Origin of the sequence: Micromonospora sp. WMMD980 (assembly GCF_029626035.1) — a bacterium.
GTDB lineage: Bacteria > Actinomycetota > Actinomycetes > Mycobacteriales > Micromonosporaceae > Micromonospora.
In genome coordinates, this window is sequence record NZ_JARUBE010000003.1 from 6495081 (window position 1) to 6509584 (window position 14504).

A 14504-nucleotide genomic window follows, 5' to 3' on the forward strand; every position below is an offset into this window, starting at 1 on the left:
ACCGCGAGCGGCAGGGTAGATCGGGAGGAAAGCGGCGAAATCCCGCCTCAGTTGCGGAACGCCGCCTCGTCCTCGGTGTACAGCACGCACCACACCACCTTGCCGTCGGGCAGCGACGTGCTGCCCCAGCGCCGGGCCACCGTGTCGATGAGCAGCAGCCCGCGGCCGCCCACCGAGTCGACCGGGGCCGGCCCGGCGTAGGCGGGACGCCCGGCGGCGTGGTCCCGCACGGCCGCGTGCAGGGCGTCGCCACGCGACGCGAGCCGGAGCGTCATCGGGGTCGCCGCGTGTGCGACCACGTTGTTGACCATCTCGGTGACCGCGATGCAGGCCGGCTCGGCCAGTTCCCGCAGGCCCCATCTGGCGCACCCCTCGGCGATCAGCGACCGGGCCTCGCGTGCCGCCTCCACCACCGGTGGCAGCTCGACCTCGAGCAGGTCGGAGGGCGCGGCTCGGGGCGCCGGCGGGTCGCCCGGGTCCAGCAGCAGCTCGGTGGCCGGCCAGTCGGCCACCTCACGGCGGACCTCGTCGAGCGCGTCGCGCACCGCCGGGTCGGGGATGCGCACCCCGGACAGGTCGACCCGCACCGGGCCCGGCCGTTGCCACAGCCGGGCGAGCAGCGTGCCCCGCACGGCCTCCGCCCCGGATCGGTCGAGCACGTCGGTCAGCCTGACCGTCGCGGTGGATTCGTCGGTCTCGACCAGGCAACGCGCATCCGTCGGCATGATCGTCCCATTGTGCACGTCGGCTCTGGCGCGCGCATCAGTCCGGCCGACGGGACTCACGGCCGCGCCGATCGGGAGCGCCTGTTGATCGCCGCGACGGTGCCGACCGCGGTGCCGGCGGCGGCCAGGCCGAACGCCGCCGTCACCCGCAGCAACTGGCCGCGCCGGCCGGACCAGCCGTCGGTCCGCTCGGCCGCCGAGCCGGGCGTGAAGACGTTGCCGGTGGCGTCCAGACGGACACCGGGGCCGAACTGCGTCCGCGCGGTGTACCAGCCGAGCGTCCGCTCGGCCAGCGCCGGGGCGAGCCGCCACTGGAGCCCCATCAGCCGGGCCGCGCCACCCGCGTACGCCTCGCGCCGGGGCCGACGCAGCAGCCGGACCATCCTCTCGGCCACCATCTCCGGCGGGTAGACCGGGGGCGGCGGGGTCAGCTCCCGCCCGGTGTGGTTGGCCGCGTGCCGGAAGAACGGCGTGTCGATGCTGGCCGGCAGCACGGTGCAGAGCGAGATGTTCCCGCGACCGGTGACCCGCAGCTCCTGCCGCACCGTGTCGGTCAGCCCGCGGATCGCGTGCTTGGTGGCGTTGTACGCCGACTGGTACGGCATGGCCACCTCGGCCAGCACGGACGCGTTGTTGATCAGCACGCCACCGCCGGCTGCGGCGAGCCACGGCAGCGCGGCCCGGGTGCCGTGCACGGTGCCGAGCAGGTTCACCTCGACCACCCGGCGGAACTCGGCGACCGGGATCTCGTCGAAGAGCCCCACGGTGCCCACGGCCGCGTTGTTGATCCAGGCGTCGATCCGGCCGAACTCCTCCGCCGCGCGGGCCGCCAGCAGTTCCACCGCGTCCGGATCGGTCACGTCGGTGGGCACCGTGAGCGCCTGCCCGCCCAGTTCCCGGCAGTGCTCGGCGACGCGTCGCAACGCCGCCTCGCTGCGGGCGGCGAGCACCACGGCGGCCCCCCGGCCGGCCAGCGCGTAGGCGGTGGCCGCGCCGATGCCACTGGAGGCGCCGGTGATGACGACGGTGGCGTCGGCGAGACTTCGGGTGAGCGGCATTCCTGGGCGGTACCCCGGCGTCGGCCGGTCATGCCGGTGCGGCCCGCGCTGATCGGGTTCGGTCGGACGTGCTGTCCCGTGGACGGGACGCCGGGCACGGTGGCGATCTGCCAGGTTTGGGGCCACCGACGCCGGGTTAATGGGACGCTCTACCGGGAGACCCAGCTACCGAGCAACGCATGGAGGTGCACCATGCGCGTCGGCCTTGTTTGCGCGCACGCCGGCTCGTCCACCGACGGTCCCACCGTCGGGACTCAGGAGCATATTGCGCGCGTGGCGGCTGAACTCGCCGCCCGGGGCCACGAGGTCCGCGTGTACGAACGCCGCGACGCGGCCGCCCAACCGGCCCTGGCCGAGCTGGACGGCTACCGTCTCGCGCGGGTGCCGGTCGGCCCGCCCGATCCGCTGCCCACCGGCGAGCTGGTGCCGTACGTGGCCGAGTTCGGCCGTTGGCTGGCCGGCGAGTGGTCCGGCGACTGGACGCCCGAGGTGGTGCACGGGCACTACTGGGTGGGCGGGCTGGCGGCCGCGCACGCGGTCCGGGCCACCGACATCCCGGTGGTGCAGACGTTCCACTCGCTCGGCGTCGAGCAACTGCGCCACCTCGGCCGCGGCTACGCCGGGCCGGGCCAGCGCATTCCGCTGGAACGGGCGCTCACCCGGGCCGTGGACGTCGCGGTCGCGCAGTGCAACGACGAGGTCGACGAACTGACCCGGATGGGCCTGCAACGGACCTCGGTGGCGATGGTGCCGACCGGTGTGGACACCGGATACTTCCACCCCGACGGCGAGGCGGCCCCTCGGGACCAGCGCCCGCGCATCCTCTCCGTGGGCGGGCTCGCGCCCGGGCACGGCCAGGACGACCTGATCCGGGCGATGCGCCTGGTCGGCGACGCCGAGTTGGTGATCGCCGGGGGCCCGCCGGCCGACCGGCTGGCCGGGCACGCGGAGGCGCGCCGGCTGCGCGAGCTGGCCGCGCGGGCCGGCGTGGCGGAGCGGATCCAGCTCGTCGGCGCGGTGCCGCACGACCAGATGGCCACCTGGTACCGCTCGGCGGACGTGGTGGCCTGCACCCCGCACTACTCCTCGGCCGGCCGGGTGTCGCTGGAGGCGATGGCCTGCGGCGTGCCGGTGGTCGGCTACGCCATGGGCGGCATCGCCGACGCGGTGGTCGACGAGGTGACCGGCAAGCTGGTGCCGCCGGGCGACGTGCGCACCCTCGGCGTCACGCTGCGCCGGATGCTGACCGACAACGCCGGCCGGTTCGCGTACGGGCACGCGGCGGTGGACCGGGTGCGGTGCAGTTACACCTGGGAACGGACCGCCGCCGCCCTGGAGCGGCTCTACGAGCGGGTGATCGGTCGCCGCCGGCCGACGGCCGTGCCGGTGGAGCCGACACCGCCGGTCGAGGTGGCCGTCTCCGAACGGGGGCCGGTCGAGGCGGCCTGAGCCGGCACCACCTGGACGCCGATCATCGCCGGCTCCCGGTCCCGGGCGGTCGCGTGGTGGTGCTGCGGCTCGGCGTAGCGGGTCAGGCCCACCACGGCCGCCAGGGTGACCAGGAAGCCGAGCCCGGCCAACCACTCCCGACCCGGCCAGATCTTGTCATTGAGCAGCAGCAGACCGACGATCGCGGCGGGCACCGCGCCGGCCGCGTCCATCGCGGCCACCGCCGCCGTGGTCGACCCGCGCTGCATGGCCAGGCCGAGCAGCAACTGGCCGACCACCGAGTGGGCGATCAGCAGGTAAAGCAGCGGGTCGCGGACGAACGCCTCCGTCGAGTCGGCGGAGGCGAGCGGGCGGGCCGCCACCGCGGCGGCGGAGAACGCCATCCCGGCCAGCGACCCGAGCACCACCGAGCCGAGTGCGCCCTGCAACCGGGCGGCGAAGAAGCCCGACCCGGCGATCAGGCCGAGCGCCGCCACCAGGCCGACCAGCCCGGCGGTGCCGAGCTGCCGGGACGGCGCCGGCTCGGCCGACAGCACCAACGCGGTGATCCCGCCGAACAGCAGCGCCAGCAGCACCACCTCGGCGGCCGGCAGGCGCCACTTGAGCACCAGCACGCCCAGCACCGCGGTCACTCCGAGCCCGGCCGCCACCGACGCCTGGACCAGGAACAACGGCAGGTCCCGGCGGGCCAGGAAGGCCAGCACGAAGCCGACCACCTGGCAGGCCAACCCGATCAGGTAGGTCCGGTGACCGGCCAGCCGCAGCAGCAGCCCCGGATCGAAGGTGTGGTGCACGGTGGTCCGCGCGGCGGCCACCGACTGGAGGAGGTTGGCGAAGCCGTACGCGACGATCATCGCCGCGAGGAAGCACCAACCGGAGGAGACCACCTGGCGAGGATAGAGGCTCGGGCCCCCTCAGCGCTCGGCCGGCCGGCCGAGCCGGCCCAGGACGTCGGCGTGCAACGGGCCGTTGGTCGCCACGGCGCTGAGGTCGGCCGAGTCGGCGCCGGCCGGGGCGGGCCGGCCGGCCAGGTCGGTGAACCGGCCGCCGGCCTCGGTGACGATCGGCACCAGCGCGGCGATGTCCCACAGCGACAGCTCCGGCTCCACCATCACGTCCAACGCGCCCTCGGCCAGCAGCATGTAACCGTAGAAGTCGCCGTACGCCCGGCTGCGCCAGGTGTCCCGCATGAGCTGGAGCACCGCGTCCAGCCGGTCGGCCTGTTCCCAACCGGTCAGCGACGAGTAGCAGACGCTCGCGTCGGCCAGCGCCGTGACGCCGGAGACCCGGATCGGCGCGCCGTCGGCCGGGCCCGTGCCGGCGAACGCGCCCGCGCCGGTCGCGCCCCACCAGCGCCGGCCGAGCGCCGGCGCGGAGACCAGACCGAGCACCGGCCGGTCGTGCTCCAGCAACGCGATGAGCGTGGCCCACACCGGTACGCCCCGGACGAAGTTCTTCGTCCCGTCGATCGGGTCGAGCACCCAGCGGCGCCCGTCCGGGCCGGCCGGCGGCTGCTCCCCGTACTCCTCGCCGAGCAGGCCGTCGGCGGGGCGGTGGGTGGCCAGCAGCCCCCGGATCTCCCGCTCCACGGCGGTGTCCGCGTCGGAGACCGGCGTCAGGTCCGGCTTCGACTCCACCCGCAGGTCGAGCGCGCGGAACCGGGCCGACGAGACCGCGTCGGCGGCGTTGGCGAGCAGGTGGGCGAGGGCGAGGTCGTCGGCGTACCCGGTCATGGTCGACACGCTAGCGCCGCCGCGGCGGCCGGCACCGGCGGGTGCCGCGCGGTCCGCCGGTCAGGAACCGGCGAGCGGATCGCCGGGGTTGCGCTCGGGTTCGCGGGCGTCGCCCTCGCCGCTGCGCGAGGCCAGCAACCGGCGGTACGAGGCGAGCCGGCGCGGGTCGGCCCGGCCGGCCGCCACCCACGCGTCCAGCGCGCAGGCCGCCTCGTCGGCGGTGTGCGGGCAGTTGGCCGGGCAGTCGACGGTCGCCTCGACCAAGTCTCCGAAGCCGTGCAGCAGGCTCTCCGCGGAGACGTGCGCCAGCCCGAAGCTGCGTATGCCGGGGGTGTCGACGATCCAGCCCGGGTCGCCGCCGGCGTCGGGCCCGGGCGTGGGCGGCAGGCGCAACGCCACCGCGCTGGTCGAGGTGTGCCGGCCCCGGCCGATCGCGCTGACCGTGCCGACCGCCCGCTCGGCCTCCGGGACCAGGCGGTTGACCAACGTCGACTTGCCCACGCCGGAGTGGCCCACCATGACCGAGACGCGCCCGGCGAGCAGCGTGCGCAGATCGGCCAGCTCGGAGCCGGGTCGGATCAGCACGTACGGCAGCTCCAGCTCGGTGTAGTAGCCGAGCACCGCCTCCGGGCCGGCCAGGTCGGCCTTGGTCAGGCAGAGCAGCGGTTCGATGCCCGCGTCGTACGCGGCCACCAGGCAGCGGTCGATGAACCCGGTGCGCGGCGGCGGGTCGGCCAGCGCGCTGACGATCACCAACTGGTCGGCGTTCGCCACCACCACCCGCTCCAGCCGCCCCTCGGCCGTGGTGTCGTCGTCGTCGGCGGTGCGCCGCAGCACGGAGGTGCGCTCGGCGATGCGCACGATGCGGGCCAGCGCGCCGGGCGCGCCGGAGACGTCACCGACCAGCCCCACCCGGTCGCCCACCACCACCGACTTGCGGCCCAGCTCGCGGGCGCGCATGGCGGTGACGACCGGGTCGTCCAGGCCGGCGTCCGGCCGGACGCAGGTGTAGCGGCCCCGGTCGACCGCGACCACGAAGCCGTCGACCGCGTCCGCGTGCCGGGGTCGGGTCCGGGTGCGGGGTCGCGACGACCGGCCGGGGCGCACCCGGACGTCGTCCTCGTCGTACTCCCGCCGCCTGGTCGCCAGGACGTCCCCCCGCTTTCAGCTCTTGCCGGTCACCATCCCCGACCATAGTGCCGGGAACTCCGGCATGGTCTTCGAGGTGCACGTCACGTCGTCGATCTCGATGCCGGGGACGGCCAGCCCGGCCACCGCCGCGGCGTGCGCCATCCGGTGGTCGGCATACGTCCGGAGGGTCCCCCCGCGCAGCGGGCGGGGACGGATCTCCAGGCCGTCGCGGGTCTCGGTGATGTCGGCGCCCAGCGCGGTGAACTCCTTGGCCAGCGCGGCGACCCGGTCGGTCTCGTGGCCCCGGATGTGGCCGATCCCGGTCAGCCGGGACGGCGTGTCGGCCAGCAGGGTGAGCGCGGTCAGCACCGGCGTCAGCTCGCCCACGTCGGAGAGGTCGGCGTCGAGCCCGTGCACCGCGCCGGTGCCCCGCACCCGCAGCCCGTCGGTGCCGAGCGTCACCTCGCCGCCCATCCGGTGCAGCAGCTCGCGCAACCGCTCCACCGGCTGGAGGCTGCCGCGCGGCCAGCCCTGGAGCGTGACCTCGCCACCGGTGACCAGGGCGGCGGCGAAGAACGGCGCGGCGCCGGAGAGGTCGGGCTCGATCTCCCAGCCGCGCCCGGTGGGCGGGCCGGGCTCGACCGCCCACACGTCGGGCGTGGTGTCGTCCACCGCCGCGCCGGCGGCACGCAGCATCTGCACGGTCATCCGCACGTGTGGTGCGGAGGGCACCGGCGGGCCCTCGTGCCGGACCACCAGGCCCCGGTCGAAGCGGGGCCCGGCGAGCAGCAGCCCCGAGACCAGCTGGCTCGACGCGGAGGCGTCGATCACGACGTCGCCGCCGGTCACCCGCCCGGCGCCCTGGACCACCAGCGGCAGGCTGCCGGTGGGCGGGGCGTCGACGCGGACGCCGAGCGCGCGCAGCGCGTCGATCAGCGGGCCGAGCGGCCGGGTGCGGGCGTGCGGGTCGCCGTCGAACGTCACCCGCCCGGCGGCCAGCCCGGCCACCGGGGGGAGGAAGCGCATCACGGTGCCGGCCAGGCCGACGTCGACGTGCGCCGGGCCGACCAGCGGATGCGGCCGGACCAGCCAGCGGTCGTCGTCGGAGACGGACATGTGCGAACCCAGCTCGCGCAGGCCGCCGGCCATCAGCTCGGTGTCCCGGGCGCGCAGCGGCCGGTCGAGCGTCGACGGCCCGCTGGCCAGCGCGGCGAGCACCAGGGCCCGGGCGGTCATCGACTTGGAGCCGGGCAGGCGCAGCGTCGCGGCGACCGGGTCGCTCGCGGTCGGCGCGGTCCACGGCTGCGGCGGACGCGTAGCGGTCAGATTCCCCACGCTCACATTCTGCCAACCCGACACCGCCGGTGGGACCGGTCGTCGGGCCTGCTCCCGCTGGGCGGGACAGCCGGAACGGCCCGGTGGGGCTAGCGTGGGCGCCATGTGCGGGAGGTACGCGACGACCCGGAGCGCGGGCGACCTGAGCGCGCTGTTCGAGTCGGCCGACCCGGACGGCGAGATCGGGCCCGACTTCAACGTCGCGCCCACCGATCCCGCGCCGTTGGTGCGGCTCGGTGCCGAGGGGCACCGGCTGCTCTCGCGGGGCCGCTGGGGGCTGCTCCCGCCCTGGGCCCGCAGCGCGACGGCCGCCGCCCGGATGATCAACGCGCGCGCCGAGACGGTCGCCACCAGCCGGGCGTACGCCCCGTCGTTCGCCCGGCGTCGCTGCCTGGTTCCGGCCGACGGGTGGTACGAGTGGGTCCGGCGACCGGACGGCGGCCGGCAGCCCTACTTCATGACCCCGCGCGACGGCTCGGTGCTGGCCTTCGCGGGCATCTGGTCGGTCTGGGAGTCGGCCGGGTCGGCCCGGCTCACGTTCAGCGTGCTGACCACCGCGGCGCTCGGCGAGCTGGCCGAGGTGCACGACCGGATGCCGGTGCTGGTGCCCCGGGAGCGCTGGGCGTCCTGGCTCGGCCCGACCGACGAGCCGGCCGCGTTGCTCGGTCCGCCCGACGCCGGGCAGCTCGCCGGGTTGGAGATCCGGCCGGTGTCGACGGCGGTCGGCGACGTCCGCAACGACGGCCCGGAGCTGATCGCCCGGGTCGCCACGCCCGCCGGGGCGACCCCCTCCGAACCGATGCTCTTCTGATCACACCCCGCACATTGTCGAGTGCTGATTTGCCGGGGTTGCGCCTGAAACGTCGCCCGGCCGTTTAGTCAGGTTTACCGAAGACCCTTGTCCCCACGTGCGCGAGTGCGATAGAACACAGCGCCGGTGATGGGCGTCCATTCGCACGGGGCGAATGACATTCATCGATCTCTAGCAAGATCTTCGCCGGTCCCACGGGGGAGGTGGGTGTATTGACACGGGCACGCATGCCGCGCCCGCACGAGGTGGCCGCCGCGCGGCGTGATCCGCGCCTGTTGCGGGCCTTGCGCGAACGGCGCCAGGACGAGGCGTGGCGCACCAGGGGAACCTGTCAGAGCGTCGATCCGGAGACGTTCTTTCCGGCGCCCAACGAGCCGGCCGACGCGGCGGTGGCGCTCTGCCGCACCTGCGACGTCCAGGGCTCCTGCCTGGCCTGGGCGCTGGAGGTGGGCGACTGTCACGGCGTCTGGGGCGGCACCACGCCCCGGGAACGGCGGGCCATGCTGGTCGCCTGGCGCAGCGAGGTGCAGCCGGATCCGGACGCGGCCGACGAACCCGGTCCGCCGGTGCGCGACCGCCTGCTCACCCTGGTGCCGCTGAGCTGACGCCGACGTCGCCCGTGGTCCGCCGGCCGGGCCGGGTGGCGGTGGCGTCCGGGTGCCGGATCGGTCCGGCGGCGACGGCTGTCGCCGGGTCTGCCGTCGCCGGGCGACGTGCCGTGCGCAGAATGGGACGGTGCGGCACGACGACGAGGTCGACACACCGAGGGGACCGGCCCACATCCGGCTCGACCCGCCGTCGGCGGCCAGCGGCACGGTGCTGGTGCTGGGTCACGGCGCGGGCGGCGACGTCGACGCGCCGGATCTGGTGGCGGTCCGCGACGCGTTGCGCGGCGCCGGGGCGGGGGTGGCGCTGGTGACCCAGCCCTACCGGGTCGCCGGGCGGCGGGCGCCCGCGCCGGCCGGGCACCTGGACGAGGCATGGGCCGTGGTGCTGGCCGAGCTGCGTCGGCGCCTGCCGGAGGCCGGCCGCTGGGTGGTGGGCGGCCGTTCCAGTGGCGCGCGGGTGGCCTGCCGGACCGCCGGCGCGGTCGGAGCGGCGGGCGTGGTGGCGCTGGCGTTCCCGTTGCACCCGCCCGGCCGGCCGGAGCGTTCCCGGGCCGGCGAGCTGGGCACCGGCCTGCCCACTCTGGTGGTCAACGGCGACCGGGACCCGTTCGGCGTACCCGATGCCGGGCCCGGGATCGAGGTGGTCGTCCGGCCGGGGGAGCGGCACGACCTGCGGCGGGATCCGGCCGGCACGGCGGAGGTGGTACGCGGGTGGTTAGCGGCCCGGGGCTGGCTGCCGTGAACTCGGGCTGAGGCCGAAGCCGTCCTGCTCCGGGCGTCGGCATCGGCGTGCGTGACCGTCCCTGGTGGGCGGTCGTTGCACCGGTTGGTGCCGTCCGCCCGGTTCGGGCGGGGCCGGGACCACCTCCCAGGCCCTTCCTGGTCCCAGCGTCGGTCGCGGCCGAGGCTGGGGCCGGGACGGGTGACCCGCTCCGCCACCCACGCCGACGTCTTCGAGATCTTGGTAAGTGGAACGTTCGTCCCGCACGTTGGGAGATCGTGGACGCGCGGGCCGACCGGGCGCGAGGTGCCTGCTCAAGGCGCGACGGAATGCGGTGGCCCGTGGTCCGCGTTGACACCCGTGGAACGACATTGTCAGCGCGAGGGGGTGACCGGTGCCGATCGAGACACGGAGCCGGGAGCGGGACGAACGGGACGAACGGCAGCTCCGCCGGCTGCTCGACGCGCCGGAGTGGCCCGCGGCGGCGTCGGCCGTGAGCACCGGCACACACTCGGGAAGTGAATCTGCCGGCAGGCGGGTACGCGTATCCTCGGCGGGGAAGCATCCGACGCGAGGGGATGTGCGGTTGACCACCGAGAAGACGGACGAGCGCAGGGCCCGCTTCGAGCGGGACGCGATGCCCTTCGTCGACCAGCTCTACGCTGCCGGGCTGCGGATGACCCGCAACCCGGCGGATGCCGAGGACCTGGTCCAGGAGACCTACCTGAAGGCGTACGCCGCCTTCCACCAGTTCGAGCAGGGCACCAACCTGAAGGCCTGGCTGTACCGGATCCTGACCAACACCTACATCAACTCCTACCGGAAGCGGCAGCGCCAACCGGTCCAGGCGCCGACCGACGAGATCACCGACTGGCAGCTCGCCGAGGCCGAGTCGCACACGTCCAGCGGCCTGCGTTCGGCCGAGACCGAGGCGCTCGACCGGCTGCCGGACAGCGACGTCAAGGAGGCCCTCCAGCAGTTGCCGGAGGAGTTCCGCCTGGCGGTCTACCTGACCGACGTCGAGGGCTTCTCCTACAAGGAGGTGGCCGACATCATGGGCACGCCGATCGGCACCGTGATGTCCCGGCTGCACCGGGGCCGACGCAACCTGCGGAAGCTCCTGGAGCGCTACGCGGCGGAGCGCGGGTTCAGCGCCGCGCCGTCGAAGGGCTCGACCGCCGCCGCCGGCCGGGAGGTGTGACCGTGAGCTGTGGACAACCGCACGAGACGGACTGCCGCGAGGTGCTCGCCGAGGTCTACCTCTACCTCGACCTGGAGTGCGCCGAGGAGCGCCGGGTGCTGATCCGGCACCACCTGGACGAGTGTGGGCCCTGCCTGCGCGAGTACGGCATCGAGCAGGAGGTCAAGGCACTTGTCGCCAGGTGCTGCGGCAACGAGGCCGCGCCCGAGAAGCTGCGCGAGCGGCTGCGACTGCGGCTCACCGAGCTGGTGGTCTTCGAGACCAGCGAGTCCCGCGAGTTGGCCGACTGACGTCAGCCGTCGATCAGAGACCGGTGGCCCGGGTCCGACGCGGACCCGGGCCACCGGTGTGTCCGGCCCCTGGGGGTCGGTGCGGCTGATCGATGATCAGGAGTTGGGGCGCTTGCCGTGGTTCGCGCCGCTCTTCTTGCGGGCCTTCTTCTTGCGGGCCTTCTTCGCCATGCTCTGCCTCCTTGTGCTGGTCACGGTCCGGCCGCGGGCGAGCGCGGCGGAGGTCGCGTGCGGCCGGTGGATACGCCGGGCGCCGACCCGCTCGATGCTAGTGCCGCCGCTGCCGCGCCGGGCGCGGTGGGGCGCGTCGCGGGCCGGTGGTCAACGGGTCGGCGTGACCGGCGTCATGGTTGGATACGTTCGCAGGACCGTCGGACTTGAGGGAGGGCCCGGAGATGGCCGAGGAGATCCGCGCCGAGATGGTGGCGAACGTCTGGAAGGTCGTGGCGTCGACCGGGGACACCGTGTCCGAGGGTGACACGCTGGTGATCCTGGAGTCGATGAAGATGGAGATCCCGGTGGTCGCCGAGTCCGACGGCGTGGTGCAGCAGCTCGCGGTGAACGAGGGCGACGTGGTGCAGGACGGCGACCTGATCGCGGTGATCGGTTGACCGGCCCGCTCGTGCGCCGCGCCGAGCCGGCGGACTTCCCCGCGGTGGCCCGCCTGACGGTGGCCGCGTACGAGGCGGACGGCCAGCTCAAGGCCGAGAACGGGTACGAAGCGGTGCTCGCCGACGTGGCCGGCCGGGCGGCGACCGGTGAGGTGCTGGTCGCCGTGGACGAGCCCACCGGCGCGGTGCTCGGCTCGGTGACGTTCGTGCTGCCCGGCACCCCGTACGCGGAACTCGCCGGGCCGGGCGAGGCCGAGTTCCGGATGCTCGCGGTCGATCCGGCCGCGCAGGGTCGGGGCGCGGGCGCCGCGCTGGCGCGGGCCTGCGTGACGCGGGCCGCCGAGCGCGGTTGCACGGCGGTGGTGATCTGCGTCCGGGCCGGGATGTCGGCGAGCGCGCGCCGACTCTACGACCGCCTCGGGTTCGTTCGCGCGCCGGAGCAGGACTGGACCCCGGCGCCCGGCGTCGACCTGCTCGGCCTCCGCCTGGACCTGACCGCGGCACGCTGATTCGAGCGGGGCCCCGACGGGCTCAGTCGCCGTCGCCGATCTTCGCGAGCAGTTCGTCGGCCACCTCGAGCGCGAGTGCCTTGCGTTCCTCGTCGGTGATGCCGGGCGCGCGCACCGCGAACCAGCTCGTGTGCACCGCGAACAGGGTGAGGGCGGCGCGTAGCTGCGCGGCGGGTGAGTCGTCGCCCCGGCTCAGCTCCGCGGCGAGCCCCATGATCCGGTCGCGCATCTGCTGGCCGGCGGGCAGACTCTTGAGCACCGTCTGGTTCTGTTCGAAGAACCGCATCACCTTGGGCAACTCACCGGCGAACATGGCGTCCGCGTAGCGGCCGATCAGCGCGCGCCGGGTGGTGTGCGTGGCGGGCTGGTCGGCGGCCCAGGCGATCAACTCGTCCACCAGGCGCAGCCGGTCATCCACGAAGCTGGTGACGATCTCGTCCTTGCTCTTGAAGTGGTAGTAGAGCGCGGCCTTGGTCACGTCGAGTCGCTCGGCGATCTCCCGGAGCGAGGTTCTCTCGTACCCCTGCTCGGTGAAGAGCTGCAGCGCGACGGCCTGGATCCGTTGCCGCGTGCCACCTGTGCTCTCGCTCACCCGACCGACACCTGCCAATCCGCTTGACGTTGTTCCCGGATCGAGCTTACCGTGCGGCTAGTAAGTTCACTAGCCGGGCGGCAAGTAAGTCGACCACCGATCTGCGGGGGAGCCTACCCATGAGTCAACCAGCCCCGGTCACCGCGAAACCGAACGTCCGGGTCGTCCTGTTCGGCCTGATGATCGCGATGATGCTCGCGATGCTCGACAACATGATCGTCAGCACCGCGCTGCCGCGCATCGTCTTCGAGTTCGGCGGCGCGGACCACTTCACCTGGGTGGTCACCGCGTACGTGCTGGGCACCACGGTCTCCACCCCGATCTGGGGAAAGCTCGGTGACCTCTATGGCCGCAAGGCGGTCTTCCTCACCGCGGTGGTCGTCTTCCTGGTCGGCTCCGCGCTCTGCGGCATGTCCGGCTCCGGCGTCTTCGGCGGCGCCGACAGCGGCATGATCGAGCTGATCGCGTTCCGGGCGGTCCAGGGTCTCGGCGCCGGCGGTCTGATGGTCGGGGTCATGGCGATCATCGGCGACCTGGTCCCGCCCCGTGAGCGCGGCCGCTACCAGGGCATGATCGCCGGCATCATGGCCATCGCCATGGTGGCCGGCCCGCTGGTCGGCGGCTTCATCACCGACCACCTCTCCTGGCGCTGGGCGTTCTACGTCAACCTGCCGCTCGGCGGCGTGGCGCTGCTGCTCCTCGCCACCACCATGCACCTGCCGAAGTACCGCACCGAGCACAAGATCGATTGGCTGGGCGCGGCACTGCTCTCCGTCGGCATCACCGCGATCGTGCTGGTCACCACCTGGGGCGGCAACGAGTACGCCTGGGCCTCGGCGCAGATCCTCGGCCTGGCCGTGCTGGCGGCGGTCGCGCTCGCGGCGTTCGCGCTCGTGGAGCGGCGGGTGCCCGAGCCGATCCTGCCGCTGGGCCTGTTCGCCAACCGCAACTTCGCGCTCATCTCGGTGATCGGCTTCCTGCTCGGCTTCGCCATGTTCGGGGCGATGAACTTCCTGCCGCTCTACCAGCAGACCGTCCAGGGCGCCTCGGCCACCAACAGCGGCCTGCTGCTGCTTCCGCTGATGTTCGGCATGCTCGTGGTCTCGCTCGTGGTCGGCCGGACGATCACCAAGACCGGTCGCTACCGCGCCTTCCCGATCGTCGGCGGCGTGGTGATGGCGCTCGGCATGGGCCTGCTCAGCCTGCTCGACCTGGACACCAGCAAGGCGCAGTCCTCGCTCTACATGGTGGTGCTCGGCGTCGGCATGGGCTTCCTCATGCAGACCTCGATGCTGATCGCGCAGAACAGCGTCGAGCAGAAGGACCTGGGCGCGGCGAGCGGCGCGGCCACCTTCTTCCGGTCCATCGGCGGCTCGTTCGGGGTCTCGCTCTTCGGTGCCATCTTCGCCAACCGGCTGGCCGACTCGCCGGCCGGCCCCGCGTTCGCCGGCAAGGGCGGCGGCGAGGGCGGCGCGATGGACCTGGAGAAGCTCAAGGAGCTCACCGGCCCGGCGCGGGAGCTGGTCCTCGGCGCGCTCGCCGACGCCATCTCGCACGTGTTCCTGTGGGCGGTCTTCTTCACCGTCGCGGTGCCGGTGCTCGCCTGGTTCATCAAGGAGGTGCCGCTGCGCGCGACGAACGACGTCCCGCCCGCCGGCGCCACACCGGAGGACGAGGCCGAGGTGGCCCTCGGCAGAGCCCCGGTCTGAGGCAAAGGAGGGGCCCCCGCT

General features: G+C 74.0%; 16 protein-coding genes. 9 read left to right on the plus strand and 7 right to left on the minus strand.

All coding sequences use genetic code 11. The features are described 5' to 3' along the window. Window positions 1–47: 47 nt before the first annotated feature. Complete coding sequence (locus tag O7618_RS30800) at window positions 48–725, minus strand: ATP-binding protein (RefSeq protein WP_278109640.1); 678 nt, start codon at window positions 723–725, stop codon at window positions 48–50. Between the two features lie 56 nt (window positions 726–781). After that, on the minus strand, window positions 782–1783 hold the full coding sequence (locus tag O7618_RS30805; protein ID WP_278109641.1) for an SDR family oxidoreductase: 1002 nt from the start codon (window positions 1781–1783) through the stop codon (window positions 782–784). 192 nt (window positions 1784–1975) lie between these two features. Here O7618_RS30805 and O7618_RS30810 point away from each other — a divergent pair, with 192 nt between their 5' ends. After that, the gene (locus O7618_RS30810) at window positions 1976–3232 is read left to right on the plus strand and encodes a glycosyltransferase (RefSeq protein ID WP_278109643.1); all 1257 of its coding nucleotides are present in this window, start codon (window positions 1976–1978) and stop codon (window positions 3230–3232) included. On the opposite strand, the gene O7618_RS30815 is transcribed toward O7618_RS30810, so the two are convergent. The 4 genes from O7618_RS30815 to aroA all read right to left on the minus strand — a co-directional run bounded on the left by O7618_RS30815 (window position 3127) and on the right by aroA (window position 7431). Continuing rightward, window positions 3127–4086 (minus strand): hypothetical protein, encoded by a 960-nt coding sequence (locus O7618_RS30815; protein WP_278110211.1) that lies wholly within the window; start codon window positions 4084–4086, stop codon window positions 3127–3129. The two genes, O7618_RS30810 and O7618_RS30815, sit on opposite strands and share 106 nt — an antisense overlap. 60 nt (window positions 4087–4146) lie before the next feature. After that, entirely contained in the window at window positions 4147–4965 is an 819-nt protein-coding gene (gene hisN, locus O7618_RS30820; RefSeq protein WP_278109644.1) for a histidinol-phosphatase, read from the minus strand. A gap of 60 nt (window positions 4966–5025) precedes the next feature. Continuing rightward, the gene (gene rsgA / locus O7618_RS30825; RefSeq protein WP_278110212.1) at window positions 5026–5925 is read right to left on the minus strand and encodes a ribosome small subunit-dependent GTPase A; all 900 of its coding nucleotides are present in this window, start codon (window positions 5923–5925) and stop codon (window positions 5026–5028) included. A gap of 204 nt (window positions 5926–6129) precedes the next feature. After that, on the minus strand, window positions 6130–7431 hold the full coding sequence (gene aroA, locus O7618_RS30830) for a 3-phosphoshikimate 1-carboxyvinyltransferase (RefSeq protein WP_278109645.1): 1302 nt from the start codon (window positions 7429–7431) through the stop codon (window positions 6130–6132). A 103-nt stretch (window positions 7432–7534) separates the two neighbouring features. Between aroA and O7618_RS30835 the strand changes: the two genes are divergently transcribed. From O7618_RS30835 to O7618_RS30865, 7 genes are all read left to right on the plus strand, one after another. Beyond that, a complete protein-coding gene (locus tag O7618_RS30835; RefSeq protein WP_278109646.1) occupies window positions 7535–8242 on the plus strand; it encodes an SOS response-associated peptidase in 708 nt (235 codons plus the stop codon). Window positions 8243–8454: 212 nt separating this feature from the next. Beyond that, complete coding sequence (locus tag O7618_RS30840; protein WP_107161005.1) at window positions 8455–8847, plus strand: WhiB family transcriptional regulator; 393 nt, start codon at window positions 8455–8457, stop codon at window positions 8845–8847. A 130-nt stretch (window positions 8848–8977) separates the two neighbouring features. Then, on the plus strand, window positions 8978–9592 hold the full coding sequence (locus O7618_RS30845; RefSeq protein ID WP_278109647.1) for an alpha/beta family hydrolase: 615 nt from the start codon (window positions 8978–8980) through the stop codon (window positions 9590–9592). Window positions 9593–9965: 373 nt separating this feature from the next. Further along, on the plus strand, window positions 9966–10772 hold the full coding sequence (locus tag O7618_RS30850) for a sigma-70 family RNA polymerase sigma factor (RefSeq protein ID WP_278109648.1): 807 nt from the start codon (window positions 9966–9968) through the stop codon (window positions 10770–10772). 2 nt (window positions 10773–10774) lie between these two features. Next, window positions 10775–11062 (plus strand): mycothiol system anti-sigma-R factor, encoded by a 288-nt coding sequence (gene rsrA, locus O7618_RS30855; protein WP_278109649.1) that lies wholly within the window; start codon window positions 10775–10777, stop codon window positions 11060–11062. A gap of 395 nt (window positions 11063–11457) precedes the next feature. Further along, window positions 11458–11673, plus strand: a complete 216-nt coding sequence (locus O7618_RS30860) for a biotin/lipoyl-binding carrier protein (protein ID WP_091447276.1) — start codon at window positions 11458–11460, stop codon at window positions 11671–11673. Further along, window positions 11670–12182 (plus strand): GNAT family N-acetyltransferase, encoded by a 513-nt coding sequence (locus tag O7618_RS30865; RefSeq protein ID WP_278109650.1) that lies wholly within the window; start codon window positions 11670–11672, stop codon window positions 12180–12182. The genes O7618_RS30860 and O7618_RS30865 overlap by 4 nt, the downstream gene beginning before the upstream one ends. 22 nt (window positions 12183–12204) lie before the next feature. Here the strand turns inward: O7618_RS30865 and O7618_RS30870 are convergent, their stop codons facing one another. Then, entirely contained in the window at window positions 12205–12774 is a 570-nt protein-coding gene (locus O7618_RS30870) for a TetR/AcrR family transcriptional regulator (RefSeq protein WP_278109651.1), read from the minus strand. Between the two features lie 119 nt (window positions 12775–12893). Here O7618_RS30870 and O7618_RS30875 point away from each other — a divergent pair, with 119 nt between their 5' ends. Next, complete coding sequence (locus O7618_RS30875) at window positions 12894–14483, plus strand: MDR family MFS transporter (RefSeq protein ID WP_278109652.1); 1590 nt, start codon at window positions 12894–12896, stop codon at window positions 14481–14483. Window positions 14484–14504 lie beyond the last annotated feature (21 nt).

What these genes read in the sequence shown, in the direction of transcription:
- O7618_RS30875 (WP_278109652.1), top strand. Translation starts at nt 12,894, where the DNA reads ATGAGTCAACCAGCCCCGGTCACCGCGAAACCGAACGTCCGGGTCGTC.
- hisN (WP_278109644.1), bottom strand. Translation starts at nt 4,965, where the DNA reads ATGACCGGGTACGCCGACGACCTCGCCCTCGCCCACCTGCTCGCCAAC.
- O7618_RS30800 (WP_278109640.1), bottom strand. Translation starts at nt 725, where the DNA reads ATGCCGACGGATGCGCGTTGCCTGGTCGAGACCGACGAATCCACCGCG.
- O7618_RS30860 (WP_091447276.1), top strand. Translation starts at nt 11,458, where the DNA reads ATGGCCGAGGAGATCCGCGCCGAGATGGTGGCGAACGTCTGGAAGGTC.
- O7618_RS30815 (WP_278110211.1), bottom strand. Translation starts at nt 4,086, where the DNA reads ATGATCGTCGCGTACGGCTTCGCCAACCTCCTCCAGTCGGTGGCCGCC.
- rsgA (WP_278110212.1), bottom strand. Translation starts at nt 5,925, where the DNA reads ATGCGCGCCCGCGAGCTGGGCCGCAAGTCGGTGGTGGTGGGCGACCGG.
- O7618_RS30835 (WP_278109646.1), top strand. Translation starts at nt 7,535, where the DNA reads ATGTGCGGGAGGTACGCGACGACCCGGAGCGCGGGCGACCTGAGCGCG.
- O7618_RS30810 (WP_278109643.1), top strand. Translation starts at nt 1,976, where the DNA reads ATGCGCGTCGGCCTTGTTTGCGCGCACGCCGGCTCGTCCACCGACGGT.
- O7618_RS30805 (WP_278109641.1), bottom strand. Translation starts at nt 1,783, where the DNA reads ATGCCGCTCACCCGAAGTCTCGCCGACGCCACCGTCGTCATCACCGGC.